The organism is Hyphococcus sp. D3-15, from assembly GCF_055809375.1.
The window spans coordinates 331,568-347,388 of record NZ_CM147910.1 but is presented as its reverse complement, the minus strand read 5'-3'; the positions used below and the strand labels follow the sequence as shown (position 1 = coordinate 347,388).

Sequence of the window (15,821 nt, the reverse complement as noted above, 5' to 3'; positions counted from 1 at the left end):
GTCTCGAAGGATGAATGCTGGCGCTTGTTGAGCAAGATCCCGGCATTCGCCGGGATGAGCGTAGAACGTTATTCCGCTGCGTCTTTTTTCTCGCCGCCCTCGTCATTGGCCGGCGTGGATGCTGATGCGGCTTTCGCTTCTTTTTCCGCCCGCTTCTTTTCGGCTTTTTCTTCGGCTTCGCGTTTTTTGAGTTCGCGTTTGGAAGGTTCTTCAACCGGCGCGGCCGCTTTCGCCGCCTCCGCCGCAATCATGGCTTCCTCTGCGATGGATTTGACCTTGAGGAAATCGATCTTGCCGGTGCCGAGCACGGGGATTTCATCGACGCAGACAATCTTTTTCGGTACGGCGATTTCCGGCACGCCGTGGCTCTGCGCCCAGGCCAGCAGCAGCGCGCGCGGCGCGTCGGCCTTGTCGGTGACGAGGATCACCTGCTCGCCCTTTTTGGGGTCGGGCATGATCGCGGCGGCATGAAGATTGTCCGGCCAGACGGCGGAGGCGCAGTTTTCGACAATCGCGAGCGAGACCATTTCACCGGCGATTTTCGCGAAGCGCTTCAGGCGCCCGCGGATCGACATATAGCCTTGCTCGTCAAAGGAAACGATGTCGCCCGTATCGTGCCAGCCATCGGCGAGCGGCGTGATGACGCCGGGATTGTCAGGCGAGAGATAGCCCTTCATGATGTTCAGGCCACGGACGAAAAGCCGCCCCGCGCCTTCAAGGCCCTCCACCGGCTCAAGCCGGTGCTCAATGCCGGGCAGGAGCTGGCCCACCGTGCCGGAGCGAATGTCGCCGGGCTGGTTCGCGGCTAGCACCGGCGATCCCTCGGTGACCCCATAGCCTTCAAGAACCTCGAAACCGAAGCGCTTTTCCGCTGCTTGCCTTGTTTCATCGCGCACCCGTTCCGCGCCGCAAACCGCGATCCGCAAGGACGACATGCCGCCATCGGGGCTCGCGCGCATATATTGCGACAGGAAGGTGTCGGTGGCGAACAGCACGGTCGAACCGGTTTCGAAAATCCGCTTCGGGATGATCTTGGTCTGTAGCGGCGAGGGGTGGAACACCACCGGATAGCCGTTCAAGACCGGCCATAGCGCGCCGGCGGTCAGGCCGTAGCAATGAAAAGTCGGCAGCGGGTTGAAGAAAATATCCGTCGGCAGAAGTTCAACATGGGCGGAAATCTGTTCGATATTGGCGATAATGTTGCGATGGGAAAGGACAACGCCTTTCGGCGCGCCTTCCGTGCCGGAGGTGAACAGGATGACGCCGGGATCTTCCGGGTTCGGATTGGCGGCGAGCACCGTCGGAAAGATCGGCCCGAGCAACGCCAGCGCCTTGTCGCGGGCGTTGATCTCTTCGCGCACATCTTCGAGATTGATGATCGTCTTCTCGGCGGACAGCTCGCCCATGAGCTTTTCCAGGCCGCCAAGCTCGATGAATTTTTTCGCCGTGACGATCTTGGTCACTTCGGCGGCCTTGCAGGCGGCGAGCAGGTTTTTGGAGCCGGAGGTGAAATTCAGCATCGCCGGCACGCGCCCGCGCGATAACAGCGCGAATAGCGCGATCACCGCGCCGGCGCCGGTGGGGAGCAAAATCCCGACTTTTTCGCCTTTTTCCGTATGGCGTGCGAGCGCGCCGCCCAGCGCAAAAGCGCCGCGGGTGATGTCCTTGAAAGTCAGCTTGCGGCCATCGCCATCGGTGATGGCGATTTTGCCGGCTTTTTCGCGCCGTGCGTTATCGAGATACGCCTGAAAGATCGCGCGCCGCGACCGGCGCTCGATGCGTTTTACCGGATCACCCATTCCCTGACTGCCTTCCGCCCCGAGTTGGTTGTTCGTCCCCAATTGCCCTTAATTTAGGGGAGGCGGGGGCGAATTGCCAGAAAAAGCAGGGGCCTACCGCCCGCTAAAGGGTCCGTTACAGGGCTCTGGCGATCTCGTCCTGAATGGCGCGGGCCGCTGAATTCGGGTCTTTTGCGGCGATAATCGGCCGCCCGACCACCAGATGATCGGCCCCGGCGATGATCGCGTCAGCAGGCGTCACCACCCGTTTCTGGTCATTGGCGTCGGAGCCGGCGGGGCGCACCCCGGGAGTGACGATCTGCAACGCATCGCCGAACCGCGCCTTGATCGCGGCGGCCTCTTTGGCGGAAGCAACGACCCCGTCCGCGCCGGCTTCGGCGGCGAATTCCGCGCGCTTCAACACGAGATCAGGAAGCGCGATGTCGATGCCCATTTTGGTGAGGCTCGCCTGGTTGAGGCTGGTGAGCACGGTGACAGCGAGAATTTTGAGCCGCTTGTCATCGCCGCGCCCGTCGACTGCACCTTTCAGCACATCGGGTTCTGCATGAACGGTCAGAAAATCGCCGCCGAAAGTCGCAACGCTTTTCACCCCGCGCTCCACTGTCGCGCCGATATCGTGGAATTTGAAATCCAGAAAAACTTTCTTGCCGGCGTCAGAAAGCCGCTTGGCCAGATCGAGCCCGCCGATCGGCATCAGCTGATAGCCGATCTTGTAGAACGCGCCTTCGTCACCGATGGCGTCGATGGCCTTTTGCGCATCTTCCGCAGACGGAAGATCGAGCGCAATGATCAGGCGGTGTTTGGGGTGCATGCGGGTTCGTTCCTTTTATTGGTTGCAACCTCTGAGCGTCCTCCCCTCTCCCGCTAGCGGGAGAGGGGCCGGGGGTGAGGGTGGTCCAAATCGAAAACTTTCCCCCGTTTAACATTCCACCCTCACCCGGCAAGCGACAGCCTGTCGGCTTTGCTTGCCACCCTCTCCCGCCAGCGGGAGAGGGTTCGCGCGCGCTAACTCTTCTTTGCGGTTCTCAGTTTCGGTTTGCTGACCAGTTTCTTTTTCGCAGTTTTCTTCTTGGCTGCCGCCTTTTTCTTCGCAGGCTTCGGCTTATCCTTTTTTGGTGAATTGGGCGACATCACCTTGTCCTTAAACTGGCACAAATCGACAATCGGGCAGCGCCAGCATTCGGGTTTGCGCGCCTTGCAGATATAGCGCCCATGCAGGATCAGCCAGTGATGGGCGTGCAGCATGAAATCATCAGGGATGATTTTCTCAAGCCCCAGCTCAACCGCCAGCGGGGTCTTGCCGGGGGCGAGGCCGGTGCGGTTGCCGAGGCGGAAAATATGGGTGTCGACGGCGATGGTCGGCTGCCCAAAGGCGACATTCATCACCACATTCGCGGTCTTGCGGCCGACGCCGGGCAGCGTCTCCAGCGCCTCGCGGGTTTCTGGCACGTCGCCGCCATATTTGTCGAGCAGGCGCTGCGACAGCGCGATGACGTTCTTCGCTTTGCCGCGCCACAGGCCGATGGTCTTGATATAGGTCCCGAGTTTTTCCTCGCCCAGCGCTGCCATTTTCGCCGGCGTATCGGCGATTTTGAACAGGTCTTTTGTCGCCTTGTTGACGCCTACATCCGTCGCCTGCGCCGATAACGCTACCGCCACCACCAGGGTGAACGGATTGGTGAAATGGAGTTCCGTCTGCGGCTCGGGGCTCGTCTCGGCGAGGCGCTCGAATATGTGTCGCGCAGTTGCGCGCGTCATTTTGGGCATGAAGGAACCTTGGATCAGCTGGCGCGACCATAACGCGCGCCGCGCAGGCGTAAAGTTCTAGAGAGTGTGAATTGCGGCGCGGCGGGCGGAGGCTTATGTTTTCCCCATGACCCGCGCCGCACAGATCGAAACGATGGCCCCCTTCGCCAAGGGAAGGGCTTCCGATGCGTCGGGGCTTGATGATGTGGCGGTTGGCGAGAGCCTGTTCGATGCGGTGCTGTATCCCAACCGGTCGCTGCCCAAGACCGGCTATCGGGCGGTGATGAGCATCGTCATCATTTCAAACCTGTTTTTCGGAACCTATTTCTTTCTTGAGGGCGCGTGGCCGGTGCTCGGTTTTTGCGGGCTCGATATTTTCGCGGTCTGGCTGGCGTTCAAGCTGAGCTACCGCCAGGGCCGCCTGCGCGAGCGGGTGCGCGTCACCCCTGAAGAGATGTGGGTCGCGCGCGTCCTGCCCTCGGGGCACGAGACGCGCTGGCGGCTGCAGCCCTATTGGACGCGGGTGTTTATCGAGCGGCCGGTGGAGCATGAAAGTCAGGTGCGGGTGACCTCCAAGGGTGAAACCCTGATCCTTGGGGCCTTCCTGTCGCCTGATGAGCGGGGCCGTTTCGCCGAGGCCTTGTCAGACGCCTTGGGAAAAGCGCGGGCGTAGGGTAAACCGGCGCCCTTCTCGGGATGGAATAGGACCCCTTCATGCTCGGCTTTTTCCTTGTTGTGTTTGCAGGCCTTGCGGTCGCTGGCGGGCTCTATTGGCGCTGGCGCCGGAAAATCGCCGAAGAAGTCATCGAGGGCGCCGCCTATGAATGGGCGCATTTCCAGAAAACCGAACCGGAATTCCTCGATGGGGTCTCCGAAGAGAAGTTTCGCGAGATCTACGCCAAGGTCCACACGCCGCGTTTTCCCGGCTATGTGCTGGCGACGCTGGCGACGTTTTTCATATCCTTGCCGGTGACGCTCGGCCTGCTGAGCTTTCTGCAATGGGTGGGCGAAAAGCTCGGCATTCTGCCGGAGCCGGTGGAGGTTGTGCGTTACGTCAATCTCGGTGAAGTGAAGGCGGCGGAGGCGTGGCAATGTACGATCGACTGCCAGCTTTACATCGCCGAGGCGTTCTCCGGATTTTACTATTTCTTCGGGGTGATCGCCTTGTGGCTGGGGATTGTCTGGTTTTTCATGCGGCGGTTTCACGCGCGCCGGCCCGGCTATCTGCGTGATGAAATTATTCGGGCAAAAGAATAAGGAGCAGAATTTTGCGCTATTTGCACACCATGGTGCGGGTCAAGGACCTCGACGCATCGCTTGATTTTTATTGCAACAAGCTCGGTCTTGTTGAGGCCTATCGCATGGAGAATGAAAAGGGCCGTTTCACACTGGTCTTCCTGGCGGCGCCGGAGGATGTGGAAATGGCGAAAGAAAGAAAAGCCCCGCTGGTTGAGCTGACCTATAATTGGGACACGGAAGATTATGATGGCGGCCGCAATTTCGGCCATCTCGCCTATCGCGTAGAGAATATTTACGATGTCTGTCAGCGGCTGATGGATGGCGGCGTCGTTATTAACCGTCCGCCGCGCGACGGCCATATGGCGTTTGTGCGCTCGCCGGACGGCATCTCCATTGAATTGCTGCAGGAAGGCGATCACTTGCCCCCGGCGGAGCCCTGGGCCAGCATGCAAAACACCGGCTCCTGGTAAGCAGAGTTTAGCCTTTCCTTAACGCCGAACACGCCAAAAATAGAGCGGTGAAAACAGGGTCTGACCCGGCCGCCGGAAACGCCAAGAAAGCAGATGCATGACGGACCATCCCGTTCAGCTTGAGCCGGTACAGCTCGAGAATGTCACCAAGCAATATGGCGCCTTCACGGCGGTGAACGATCTCTCCTTTTCGGTCGGGAAGGGCGAGATTTACGGTTTTCTCGGCCCGAATGGCGCGGGCAAGACCACGACCTTGCGGATGATGCTCGACATTGTGCAGCCAAGCGCCGGGCGCATCACGGTCCTTGGATCGGACTCGGCGATTTCCGTGCGTCGGCGCATCGGCTATCTCCCCGAAGAGCGCGGGCTGTACCGCAAGATGAAGGCGGCGGAGTCGATCGCCTATTTCGCGCAATTGCGCGGCCTGTCCGGGGGTGATGCAAAGAAGAAAGCCTATGCACTGCTCGAAGAATTCGGATTGCAGGAATTTGCGCGGGCGAAAAACGAAGCCCTGTCGAAAGGCATGGCGCAAAAGGTTCAATTGCTCGCCACCATCGCTCATGAGCCGGAACTGCTCATCCTCGATGAACCGTTTTCCGGCCTCGACCCGATTAATCAGCAGACGCTGGAAAAACTGATCGCCGATCAGCGCGCCGGCGGGCGCACGATTATTTTCTCCACCCATGTGATGCAGCATGCGGAACGCTTGTGCGACCGTTTCCTGATCATCGCCAAAGGGCAAAAACGATTTGAAGGCACTTTGTCGGAAGCGCGCGCCAATTACGGGCGCCGCTTGCATGTGCGGTCAACCGCGCCGGCGACGGCGTTTGAGGCCTTGCCCGGCGTGATCGCCGTGCGGCTTGAACGCGATGGCGGTGAGGAAAGCGAGTATGATATCGAGCTCGCCGACGGCGCCGATCCGCAGGATTTTCTGCACCGGGCGGTCGCCGCGGGGATTGCGTTGAGCCGCTTCGAACAGGCAGGCGCCACCTTGCACGATATTTTTGTCGATCTCGCCGGTGATGACGCAGGCGACGCCGCGCAACTGGCGGAGGCCGCGGCATGAAGCAGGTTTTTCTCATCGCCTGGCGCGAATACAAGCAATATGTCTTCTCGCGCGGCTTTCTGATTTTTCTCCTGATGTTCCCGGTCAGCCTGGTGGCGCTGACGGCGGCGATGGGGCTGGTCGAGCGCAACAAGCCGGTGCGCGCTTTCGTCGTCTATGATCAGGTCGGGCAGTATACGGATGATATAGATCGCGAGATTGAGCGGCGATATCAGTTTGCGGCGATCCGCGCCTGGGATGCCTATGTCGCGGCGGCGATTTTGGCGGGCGGCGCGGAAGACCTGCCGGAGCCTTTTGCGCCTGACGGCGTCAATGATGCGCGGTTGCGCGCTTTTGAGGCGGCGGGCGGATTTGATGCGGCGAAGGACGCCGCCGCACCGCTTTTGCGCGAAGGCGCGCCGGCCTTTGAAATGCCGCGTCAGCAATTTGAACGGATCGCAGCGGACCGGCTGCTCAAAGACGTGAAAAGCCTGGAGGCGGCGGAAGAAGCGCTCAGGCCGTATCTGCTGGAAGACCGGCATGTGGGCCGCGCGGACGGAACCGCCGCGACGCTCTTTGCGGCGGTGCTGATTCCGCAGGATTTCGGCGACGGCGAGGATGCGCCGGCGGCGCAATATTGGAGCCGCAATCTCACCGACAATGCGCTTGAGGATTTGATCGGTGATGCGCTGACTTCCGCGCTGAAACGTGAAGCCATCGCGGAAATGGGCCTGTCGCAGGAAGCGCTTGATGATGTGGCGGCGATTTCCGCGCCGTTTGATTCCTATCGCCCGGACCGCGAATCCGAAGAGGCGCAATTGAGCCTTAAAGACAAGGTTGAAACCGGGTTGCCCGCCGCGCTCACCTATATGTTGCTGGTGATTATTTTCGGCGTTGGCAATTTGTTGCTCACCAACACGATTGAAGAGCGTTCCAACAAGATCGTCGAGATTTTGCTGTCATCGGTGACGGCGGGGCAGTTGATGGCGGGCAAGCTGGTCGGCATTGCGGCGGTCGGACTCACCATGCCGGCGATATTCCTGTTTGGCGGTCTCGCCGCCTCGGCGACCATTGCTTCCGCCGGTGAAAATTTCGTCGGCGCCGCCATGGGCGCGCTGTTCGGCTCGCCGCTACTGCTGATCTATCTGTTCTATTTCTTCTGCGCCTACACGATTTTCGCGATGATCTTTCTGGCGATTGGCGCGGTCTCGAATTCACTGCAGGACGCCCAATCCTATATGGGGCCGGTGATGATCCTCGTTTTCGCGCCGATGCCTTTCATGATTATGGTGTTCCAGAATCCGAACGGCTTCATCGCCAGCTTGCTGACCTGGATCCCGATCTACACGCCCTATGCGGTGATGATGCGCGCCGCCGCCGATCCGCCCATGTGGGAGATTATCGGCGCCACGGCGCTGATGCTCGCCTTCGCCTTTGTGCTGATGCGCTTCATGGGCCGTATCTTCCGCAACGCCATCCTGCAATCCTCGCCGCCGAAAGCGCGCGAAGTCTGGCGGCTGGCGCGCAAGGACGGGATCTAGGGCAAGGTCGCCTGCGACCGCGAAACGCAGGCGCCAAGCGCTAGCCAATGAGCCGCCTGACGCCGTACAAAATGCCGGCGCATTGCGGGAAAGCGGCATGCCACGATCACGGTTTAAATATAATCGCCTCAATCACCGGCTCGACGTGCTGGTGCGCGGCCGTTTGTGGCTGCAGGTCATTATTGCGATCATTCTGGGCGTCTCGGTGGGGGCGTTGTTCGGGCCGGACCTGGCGCTGGTGTCACGGCAATTCGCGGCGGTGGCGGGCGAATGGCTGGCCCTGCCCGGCCGGTTGTTCCTGGCGCTGATCCGCATGGTGATTATCCCGCTTGTGGCGAGCTCGATCATCATGGGCATCGCCGCTGCGGGCGCCGGTTCGGATCTGCGCCGCATCGGCATGCGGCTTACGGCGTTTGTCGTGGTGACGACCATGTGCGGCGCGGCGTTGGGCGGCAGCCTCGCCTGGCTCGCTGGCGCAGGCAAGGAGATCGCGATCAAGGCGCCGCCGACCCCGCATTTAAAACCTGATCCATCAATGCTTGAAGAGGCGGCCTCGCCGATCCTGACAATCTCGCGCGAATTGCCGGGCATGATCTCAAACCTCATTCCGCAAAATATTTCCGCCGCGATCCTTGAACAGGACATGCTGGCGATTGTGGTGTTCTCGCTGTTCATCGGGATTGCGGTTGTCACGGCGGGCAATCGCGAATTGACCAAGCCGCTGGTGGCGCTTTCCGGCGCCGTGCTCGAAGTCTGCATGACCGTGATCCGCACGGCGATGCGCTTTGCGCCTTTTGCGGTGTTCGGCCTGATGGCGGAAACCACAGCGCTTTACGGGCTCAATACGCTGATCGATCTTGCGGTCTATTGTGCTGTCGTGGTCGGCGGGCTTGCGGCCTTGCTGGCGCTCTACATCGTCATCGTTGCAGTGTTCGGCGCCATCACGCCCTGGAACTTCCTGCGCGCCGTGGCGCCGGTGCAGTTGCTTGCCTTCTCCACGTCCAGTTCGGCGGCGGTGATGCCGCTCACCATGAAGACCGCAGTGGAAAAGCTCGGCGTCTCGCCGTCGCTTGCGGGCGCGGTCATCCCGCTCGCCTCGACAATCAACATGGCGGGCACGGCGCTTTACCAGTCGGCGGCGATTGTGTTCCTCGCCAATATTGCGGGCGTATCGCTGTCCTTTGGCGAGCTTGCTTTCATCATGATCACTTTGACCGGCGCCTCCATCGGCGCGCCCGCCGCGCCCGGCGCTTCTATCGCGGTGTTGTCGGCGACAGCGACCAGCTTCGGCATTCCCCTGACCGGGCTTGCGCTGGTGCTTGGCGTCGACCGCCTCCTCGACATGGCGCGCACTTCCGTCAATGTGACCGGCGATCTTGTGGTCTGCCGGTTGCTGTCGCGAGACGAAAAGTCCTCAGCGCCGGCGCCTGAAACAGCGCCGGAAACCGTGGAAGAGCCTGCGCCCGCATAAATGCAAGCCGGTCTTTCCGGCCGCTCGTTGATATTCGCACGCGAGTGAGCGTATGGTCGCCGTTCCTGAAAATGGCGAGGCGGCGGGCATGGCGGCGAAGCAGAACTCTCTTTTCTTTCAGCGGATTATGGCGGCCGCATTTTGTCTGTCGGCGTCCTGCGCCCCGGTTGAGAAAACGGAAGCCGCACCGGAAGTGACCGTCAGCGAAGGCAGGCTGTCCGGCCTGGCGGAAGACGGGTTGCATATTTTCAAGGGCGTTCCCTATGCCGCAGCGCCGGTCGGGGATCGCCGTTGGCGCGCGCCCTCGGCGCCGGCGTCTTGGAACGGCATACGCGAGGCTTCCGCCTTTGGTCCGGCCTGCGTGCAGCCAATGCCGAACCCCGCAAGCCTTTATGCGGATGCGCCGGAAGCGATGAGCGAGGATTGCCTGACGCTCAATGTCTGGGCGCAAGCGAGCGCGAAAAAGGCGCCGGTGATTGTATGGATTCACGGCGGCTCTTTGCAATCGGGGTCAAGCGCGAGCGATCTTTATGATGGCGCGAATTTCGCGCAGCGCGGCGTTGTGTTTGTGTCGGTCAATTACCGCCTCGGCGTGCTCGGCTGGCTTGCGCATCGCGAACTTTCCGCCGAGTCGCCGGACGGCGTTTCCGGCAATTACGGTTTGCTCGACCAGATAAAAGCGCTGCATTGGGTGCAAGAGAACATCGCCGCTTTTGGCGGCGACCCGGACAATGTGACCATTATGGGCGAGTCGGCGGGCGCGCTCAGCGTCGCCTATTTGCTGACCAGTCAGCTGGCGCGCGGGCTTTTTCACAAAGCCATCGCTGAAAGTCCGAACATCCGTTCGTTCCCGGCATTGAACCGCAGTGTCTATGGCTTGCCGCCGGCGGAAGCGGTTGGCGCCATGGTCGCGAAAGCAGCAGGCGCAACCGATATCGACGCCTTGCGCGCGATGGAGGCGGAAGCCTTGACAGCTGCTGCGATCAAGGCGCGGTTCAGGCCGCAGGGCGCGATTGACGGATATGCGCTGCCGCAACAGCTCGTTGAGGTTTTCGACGCCGGCGAGCAGGCGCGCGTTCCCCTGCTTGCGGGCTTTAACAGCGGCGAAGTGAAATCACAGCGGATATTCCTGCCGCCCGCGCCGGCGGATGCGCCGGCCTATGAGGCCGTCATCACCGAGCGCTATCGCGATCTCGCCCCGGCGTTTCTCGAAGTTTATCCGTCTACGGATATTGAGGCGAGCATGCTCGCGACGTTACGCGATGCGATCTATGGCTGGGCGAGCGAACGCATGGTCGCGGATCAGGCCGCCGCGGGGCTTCCCGCATTTTTGTATTTGTTCGATCATTGTTATCCGGCGGCGCAAGAGCGGGATTTATGCGCCTTTCACGCCAGCGAGCTTCCCTTCGTGTTCGGCCAGACCGGCGCGGATGCGATGTTGCCGGTGAACTGGCCGCGCCCGGAAAGCGCGCGCGATCAGTCGCTGTCGGATGTGATGATGGATTACTGGGTCGCCTTCGCCGCGACGGGCGCGCCTGCAAGCCCGGATGGTCCGGGTTGGGCGCCCTATTCCCAAGACCAGGCCTATATGCGCTTTGCAGATGGCGCGCTGGCCGAACATGATTTGCTGCCCGGCATGTTTGAAATGCAGGAAGAGCTGGTCAGCCGCCGCCGCCGCGCGGGCCAGCCATGGTTCATCAATGTGGGCGTCATCGCGACGCCGGTTGAGCCTGCGGACGGAGTGCAACAGTAAGACGGCGTCAAGCCGTTTCGCCGCTGTCCTCGCCGCCGTCCTCACCGTCGCCCTCGCTGCCGCTCACATGCCATTTCAGCAGCGCATCAAGCACGGGACAAAGCGATTGTCCCCAATCGGTCAGCGCATATTCAACCTTCGGCGGCACTTCCGGATAGACTTTGCGCGTGACCACGCCGGCCTCTTCAAGCTGACGCAGTTGTTGCGCCAGCATCTTTTGCGACACGCCGGAAATGGCGCGCTCCAGCTCGGAAAAGCGGCGCACTTCGCCGCCGAAAAGGCAGAACAGAATTTCGAGTTTCCAGCGGCCTTCGATAATGGCGAGCGCGTCTTTCACCGCCAGCGCCGCAGTCGCGGAACTATAGGGCGGCGGGTAAGCCGGCGCGCGCGGCGCAGGCTTACTTTGAGGTGAGCGGCCAACCTTTTCGTGCGTTCTTGTCATGATGTGAGGCTAGGCCCCATCTACGATGCAGGCAATGCAGCAATAGCCAAAGGAGCCCCGCCATGACCATCGACGCGCCGCAACCCATACTCGATTATTACGCCGCAAAAAATCGCCATGACATTGACGGCATGCTTGCGCCTTTCGCCGCGAACGCCGTCGTTGTCGATGAAAAGAAAACCTATGAGGGCAGCGCCGCCATACGCGCCTGGATGGAAGAGACGACCCGCAAATATCGCGTCACGTCCGAGCCTGAAGCCCTGGAGAAAAAAGACGGCCAGCATGTTGTAACCGCCAAGGTGTCGGGAAATTTTCCGGGCAGCCCGGTGCGGCTGTCTTTTCGCTTTGCGCTGGCGGAGGCGCAGATCGCCGGGCTTGAGATCGGTTAATGCCCGGCAGCGGAATCGCCATTCGCTTTGTAGATGAACTTACGATCGCAATAGCCGCATTCGGCTTCGCCGTCTTCGAGTGAATACCAGACCAGCGGATGGCCGAGCGCGCCGCCGCCGCCATTACAGGAAACGCGGCGCTTGTCCGTGTAAACGACTTCCGGATCGGGCGTGACGGGGGTTTTCTGTTCGCTCATGGGTTGAAGGTCTTCCGGCTGTTTTTCTGCATGCTGGATTGCCGCCGCCGGGGCCATTCGTCAAGCCTCAGACCGCGGCGAGGACGCGGCGAGGGCGGGGAGGCTCGCGCCAATGTGCGTTCCGGCGCGGTTGACCCACCTGTTGTGCAGCGCGATAAGCAGCTTTCAACCGACCGGATGACCTCACTCATGGATTTCAACGCCAACGCTGAATACGCCATCGCCGCGCGCGGCGTACGCAAAACCTATGCGGGAACGAAAAAATCGCCGCCAAAGGAAGCGCTGAAAGGCGTTGATATTCTGGTCAAGCGCGGCTCGATTTTCGGACTGCTGGGTCCGAATGGCGCCGGCAAGTCGACATTCATCAATATTCTGGCCGGGCTGGTGCGCAAAAGCGCCGGTGAGATTTCTGTATGGGGTTTCGATATTGACCGCAATCCGCGTCAGGCGCGCGCGGCGCTCGGCATCGTGCCGCAGGAAGTCAATATGGAAGTCTTCTTCACGCCGCTTGAAGGCATGGAGATTCAGGCCGGTCTGTATGGCGTGCCGAAATCGCAGCGCCGGTCCATGGAGATTTTGAAAGCGCTGGGTCTTGAGGACAAGGCAAGCGCCTATGTGCGCATGTTGTCCGGCGGCATGAAACGGCGCCTGCTGGTGGCGAAAGCGATGGTGCATTCCCCGCCGGTCCTTATCCTCGATGAGCCGACGGCGGGCGTTGATATCGAATTGCGCAAACAGCTTTGGGAATATGTCGTAAAGCTGAACGAGCAGGGTGTAACGATTGTTCTGACTACGCATTATCTCGAAGAAGCGCAGGAATTATGCGAAGAGATCGCCATCATCAATCATGGCGAAGTGGTCGCCTGCGAGCCGACGGAAAAGCTGATTTCCTCGCTCGACCGCAAGATGCTGATGGTGACGCCGAATGAGGATGTGGCCGTCGCGCCGGATCTTGGCGGTTTCGATGTGGACCTCAAAGCCGATGGCAGTCTCGCCATTTCCTACCAGCCGAGCGAATGCCAGGTGGCGGAGATTCTCGAACGGTTGAACAGCGCGGGCGTCACGGTCAAGGACATCTCCACCGTGGAAGCCGATCTTGAAGATGTCTTCCTTGAGCTGACCTATCACAGCAAAGCGTAATCTTCTTCCCGGCCCTTAAGCTGGCATGCAAGCTTCCGTTCAGCAGCGGCGACCGCTAGAGTGCGCGCGACGACGCCATTGAAAGGGGAGTTCCATGGGTCTGCGCGCGCTTTCTGTATTTATTTCTGCGATATTTTTGGGTCTTGCGACACCGGCGACCGCCGCCGATGGCGACTCGGTTCTTGTGCTCGATGGGTCCGGCTCCATGTGGGGGCAGATCGAAGGCGAGGCGAAAATCACCATCGCCAAGCAGGTGCTGGGGGATTTGCTGAAAGACCTGCCGGCTGAGCGCCGCCTCGGCCTTGTCGCTTATGGTCACCGCCGCACCGGCGATTGCGCAGACATTGAAGAACTCGCCGCCATCGGCGCTGACCGCGCGGCGATTGCGGGCGCGGTGCAAAAGCTCAATCCCAAGGGCAAGACGCCCATGGCGGATCTCGATCAAGCTCGCAGCGGAAAAACTAAAGTATACAGAGCAAAAAGCGACGGTCATTCTCGTCAGCGACGGGATTGAAACCTGTGTGCCGGACCCGTGCGGTGTTGCTTCCGCGCTCGAAGCCGCTGGCGCTGATTTCACCGTGCATGTGGTCGGCTTCGACGTGTCGGAAGAAAACGCCCAGGCGCAATTGCGCTGCATCGCTGAAAACACTGGCGGCATGTATGTGTCGGCGGAAGATGCGTCGACGCTTGGCGCGGCGCTTAACGAGACCGTGATCAAGGCCGCAGAGGCGCCGCCGCCTGCGTCCAATCTCTATTTGCGCGCCACCGAACTTGAAGGCGGCTTGCTGATTGAAGAAGGGTTGAACTGGCGCGTGGTTCCCGCCGGCGGCGGCGACGCGGCGTTTGCCGAAGACGGCGCTGGCGATGTGGAAGCGACGCTGGCGGCGGGCGCCTATGATGTGTTTGTGACGCGCCCTTCCGATGGTTTGAAGGGCGAAGCGAAAAATGTCGCTGTGCGTGAGGGGACGCAGAAAACCGTGACGGTTGCGCTGACCTTCCCGGTGGAGGCGACGGTGCGCATCGAGCCCGCAGACGCCGCCATGGCGGGGACCAACATCAAGGTTTTCTGGACCGGACCCGAACGTCAGGGCGACTACATTCAAATCGCTGAACAAGGCGAAGATGGCTGGAAAACCTATGCTTATGTGCGTTTGGGCAATCCGGCGGAACTGCGCATGCCGGTGGAGCCGGGCGAGTATGAAGTGAGCTATATGCTGGGCCGTCCCTTGCGCAAGCTCGCAACCGCCTCAGTGACGGCGACACCGGCGACCGCCACGCTTGACGCGCCGGCGGAGGCGTTGGCGGGGTCGACGGTTTCGGTCGCGTTCACCGGTCCGCCGGCGGGCGCAGGCGATTGGGTCACGGTCATCGCGCCGGATGCGCCGGATAATAAGTATACGTCCTATGCATATTCACGAAATGGAAGCCCGGCGGAAATCCGCATGCCGCTAGAAGCCGGCGACTATGAGCTGCGTTTCGTGCAGAACAACACCAAGGTTCTGGCTCGCCGCCCCATCAAAGTGACTGCCGCATTGGCGACCGTGTCGGGGCCGGCGACGGCGATGACTGGAGAAACGGTCAAAATAGACTTCACCGGGCCGCCAGCGGGCGCCGGCGATTGGATCACGGTGATTGCGCCGGACGCGCCTGAAAACAAATATCTGGACTACGCCTATACGCGCAATGGCAGTCCGGCAGAGGTTCGCATGCCCTTGGAGCCCGGCGATTATGAAATCCGTTATGTTCAGGGCAACCAAAAGATCATTGCGCGACAGCCTATCCGCGTGGACCAGGCGACCGCGAGCCTGACAGCGCCGGATACGGCGATTGCCGGCGAGTCGGTCGAGGTTGCGTTTGAAGGGCCAACGCCGGGAAGCGGCGACTGGATTACGGTGATTGCGCCGGATGAGCCGGAGCACAAATACACGGACTATAAATATACGCGCAACGGCAGCCCGGCGGAAATTCGCATGCCGCTGGAAGCTGGCGAATACGAGTTGCGGTTCGTGCAAGCCAATAAAAAAGTCCTCGCGCGGCGGAAGATCATTGTAACCGAAGCCGCGGCGACTTTGGCGGCGAAGGATACGGCGATCGCCGGCGAGACTGTGAATGTCGAATTCACCGGCCCGGCGCCGGGCAGTGGCGACTGGATCACCGTGACGACGCCTGACGCGCCGGAAAACAAATTCACCGATTACAAATACACCAGGAATGGAAGCCCGGCGGCAGTGCGAATGCCGCTTGATGCAGGCCAGTATGAAATCCGGTTTGTGCAAGCCAACAAGAAAGTGTTGGCGCGCAAGCCCATCACCGTGACAGCGGCGAGCGCAACATTGAACGGGCCCTCATCGGCGAAAGTCGGCGAGCTTGTGGAGGTCGAATTTACCGGCCCGCCGCCGGGATCGGGAGATTATGTGGTGGTCGCGAAAATGGGATCGGAAGACCTGAAATATGAAAGCTACGGCTACACAAAGGGCGGCAGCCCTGTGCGCGTGCGCATGCCGAAGGAGCCCGGCGACTATGAGCTGCGGTTTGTTCACGGCAACAAGAAGGTGCTTGCGCGCGCGCCGATAACGTTGACGCCGTAAC

16 protein-coding genes are annotated in these 15,821 nt (G+C 60.8%); 11 read left to right on the top strand and 5 right to left on the bottom strand.

Going from position 1 to position 15,821, the window contains the following annotated elements:
* Positions 1-68: 68 nt before the first annotated feature.
* The 3 genes from AC0L8G_RS01760 to nth form a co-directional block, all read right to left on the bottom strand.
* Positions 69-1,799 carry an AMP-binding protein gene (locus AC0L8G_RS01760; RefSeq protein WP_473386265.1) on the bottom strand — a complete coding sequence of 577 codons (1,731 nt, stop codon included), beginning with the start codon at positions 1,797-1,799 and terminating at the stop codon, positions 69-71.
* A gap of 115 nt (positions 1,800-1,914) precedes the next feature.
* The gene (gene pyrF / locus AC0L8G_RS01755) at positions 1,915-2,610 is read right to left on the bottom strand and encodes an orotidine-5'-phosphate decarboxylase (RefSeq protein WP_473386264.1); all 696 of its coding nucleotides are present in this window, start codon (positions 2,608-2,610) and stop codon (positions 1,915-1,917) included.
* Positions 2,611-2,804: 194 nt separating this feature from the next.
* Complete coding sequence (gene nth / locus AC0L8G_RS01750; RefSeq protein ID WP_473388934.1) at positions 2,805-3,557, bottom strand: endonuclease III; 753 nt, start codon at positions 3,555-3,557, stop codon at positions 2,805-2,807.
* Between the two features lie 115 nt (positions 3,558-3,672).
* On the opposite strand from nth, the gene AC0L8G_RS01745 reads away from it, so the two are divergent.
* From AC0L8G_RS01745 to AC0L8G_RS01715, 7 genes are all read left to right on the top strand, one after another.
* Positions 3,673-4,218, top strand: a complete 546-nt coding sequence (locus tag AC0L8G_RS01745; protein ID WP_473386263.1) for a DUF2244 domain-containing protein — start codon at positions 3,673-3,675, stop codon at positions 4,216-4,218.
* 41 nt (positions 4,219-4,259) lie between these two features.
* Positions 4,260-4,802, top strand: coding sequence for a hypothetical protein (locus AC0L8G_RS01740; RefSeq protein ID WP_473386262.1), 543 nt, complete (start codon positions 4,260-4,262; stop codon positions 4,800-4,802).
* An 11-nt stretch (positions 4,803-4,813) separates the two neighbouring features.
* Complete coding sequence (locus tag AC0L8G_RS01735) at positions 4,814-5,254, top strand: VOC family protein (RefSeq protein WP_473386261.1); 441 nt, start codon at positions 4,814-4,816, stop codon at positions 5,252-5,254.
* 97 nt (positions 5,255-5,351) lie between these two features.
* The gene (locus AC0L8G_RS01730) at positions 5,352-6,320 is read left to right on the top strand and encodes an ABC transporter ATP-binding protein (protein ID WP_473386260.1); all 969 of its coding nucleotides are present in this window, start codon (positions 5,352-5,354) and stop codon (positions 6,318-6,320) included.
* The gene (locus AC0L8G_RS01725; RefSeq protein WP_473386259.1) at positions 6,317-7,840 is read left to right on the top strand and encodes an ABC transporter permease; all 1,524 of its coding nucleotides are present in this window, start codon (positions 6,317-6,319) and stop codon (positions 7,838-7,840) included. Before AC0L8G_RS01730 ends, AC0L8G_RS01725 begins: the two co-directional genes overlap by 4 nt.
* Positions 7,841-7,937: 97 nt before the next feature.
* A complete protein-coding gene (locus AC0L8G_RS01720) occupies positions 7,938-9,311 on the top strand; it encodes a dicarboxylate/amino acid:cation symporter (RefSeq protein ID WP_473386258.1) in 1,374 nt (457 codons plus the stop codon).
* Between the two features lie 52 nt (positions 9,312-9,363).
* A complete protein-coding gene (locus AC0L8G_RS01715; protein ID WP_473386257.1) occupies positions 9,364-11,064 on the top strand; it encodes a carboxylesterase/lipase family protein in 1,701 nt (566 codons plus the stop codon).
* A gap of 7 nt (positions 11,065-11,071) precedes the next feature.
* On the opposite strand, the gene AC0L8G_RS01710 is transcribed toward AC0L8G_RS01715, so the two are convergent.
* On the bottom strand, positions 11,072-11,506 hold the full coding sequence (locus AC0L8G_RS01710) for a winged helix-turn-helix transcriptional regulator (RefSeq protein ID WP_473386256.1): 435 nt from the start codon (positions 11,504-11,506) through the stop codon (positions 11,072-11,074).
* A gap of 62 nt (positions 11,507-11,568) precedes the next feature.
* On the opposite strand from AC0L8G_RS01710, the gene AC0L8G_RS01705 reads away from it, so the two are divergent.
* Complete coding sequence (locus AC0L8G_RS01705) at positions 11,569-11,895, top strand: nuclear transport factor 2 family protein (protein ID WP_473386255.1); 327 nt, start codon at positions 11,569-11,571, stop codon at positions 11,893-11,895.
* On the opposite strand, the gene AC0L8G_RS01700 is transcribed toward AC0L8G_RS01705, so the two are convergent.
* Positions 11,892-12,149: a zinc-finger domain-containing protein gene (locus tag AC0L8G_RS01700; RefSeq protein ID WP_473386254.1), complete on the bottom strand. Its 258-nt coding sequence runs from the start codon at positions 12,147-12,149 to the stop codon at positions 11,892-11,894. The two genes, AC0L8G_RS01705 and AC0L8G_RS01700, sit on opposite strands and share 4 nt — an antisense overlap.
* Positions 12,150-12,269: 120 nt before the next feature.
* Between AC0L8G_RS01700 and AC0L8G_RS01695 the strand changes: the two genes are divergently transcribed.
* From AC0L8G_RS01695 to AC0L8G_RS01685, 3 genes are all read left to right on the top strand, one after another.
* Positions 12,270-13,232, top strand: coding sequence for an ABC transporter ATP-binding protein (locus AC0L8G_RS01695; RefSeq protein WP_473386253.1), 963 nt, complete (start codon positions 12,270-12,272; stop codon positions 13,230-13,232).
* 94 nt (positions 13,233-13,326) lie between these two features.
* Positions 13,327-13,746, top strand: coding sequence for a vWA domain-containing protein (locus AC0L8G_RS01690; RefSeq protein WP_473386252.1), 420 nt, complete (start codon positions 13,327-13,329; stop codon positions 13,744-13,746).
* Positions 13,747-13,753: 7 nt separating this feature from the next.
* Positions 13,754-15,820, top strand: a complete 2,067-nt coding sequence (locus AC0L8G_RS01685) for a hypothetical protein (RefSeq protein WP_473386251.1) — start codon at positions 13,754-13,756, stop codon at positions 15,818-15,820.
* The last annotated feature ends 1 nt before the right edge of the window (position 15,821 follow it).

Excerpts from the sequence above, each read along its gene's own strand:
- AC0L8G_RS01710 (WP_473386256.1), bottom strand. The coding sequence starts at position 11,506 with ATGACAAGAACGCACGAAAAGGTTGGCCGCTCACCTCAAAGTAAGCCT.
- AC0L8G_RS01695 (WP_473386253.1), top strand. The coding sequence starts at position 12,270 with ATGACCTCACTCATGGATTTCAACGCCAACGCTGAATACGCCATCGCC.
- pyrF (WP_473386264.1), bottom strand. The coding sequence starts at position 2,610 with ATGCACCCCAAACACCGCCTGATCATTGCGCTCGATCTTCCGTCTGCG.
- AC0L8G_RS01745 (WP_473386263.1), top strand. The coding sequence starts at position 3,673 with ATGACCCGCGCCGCACAGATCGAAACGATGGCCCCCTTCGCCAAGGGA.
- AC0L8G_RS01760 (WP_473386265.1), bottom strand. The coding sequence starts at position 1,799 with ATGGGTGATCCGGTAAAACGCATCGAGCGCCGGTCGCGGCGCGCGATC.
- AC0L8G_RS01725 (WP_473386259.1), top strand. The coding sequence starts at position 6,317 with ATGAAGCAGGTTTTTCTCATCGCCTGGCGCGAATACAAGCAATATGTC.
- AC0L8G_RS01730 (WP_473386260.1), top strand. The coding sequence starts at position 5,352 with ATGACGGACCATCCCGTTCAGCTTGAGCCGGTACAGCTCGAGAATGTC.
- AC0L8G_RS01720 (WP_473386258.1), top strand. The coding sequence starts at position 7,938 with ATGCCACGATCACGGTTTAAATATAATCGCCTCAATCACCGGCTCGAC.
- AC0L8G_RS01705 (WP_473386255.1), top strand. The coding sequence starts at position 11,569 with ATGACCATCGACGCGCCGCAACCCATACTCGATTATTACGCCGCAAAA.
- nth (WP_473388934.1), bottom strand. The coding sequence starts at position 3,557 with ATGACGCGCGCAACTGCGCGACACATATTCGAGCGCCTCGCCGAGACG.
- AC0L8G_RS01690 (WP_473386252.1), top strand. The coding sequence starts at position 13,327 with ATGGGTCTGCGCGCGCTTTCTGTATTTATTTCTGCGATATTTTTGGGT.
- AC0L8G_RS01740 (WP_473386262.1), top strand. The coding sequence starts at position 4,260 with ATGCTCGGCTTTTTCCTTGTTGTGTTTGCAGGCCTTGCGGTCGCTGGC.
- AC0L8G_RS01700 (WP_473386254.1), bottom strand. The coding sequence starts at position 12,149 with ATGGCCCCGGCGGCGGCAATCCAGCATGCAGAAAAACAGCCGGAAGAC.
- AC0L8G_RS01715 (WP_473386257.1), top strand. The coding sequence starts at position 9,364 with ATGGTCGCCGTTCCTGAAAATGGCGAGGCGGCGGGCATGGCGGCGAAG.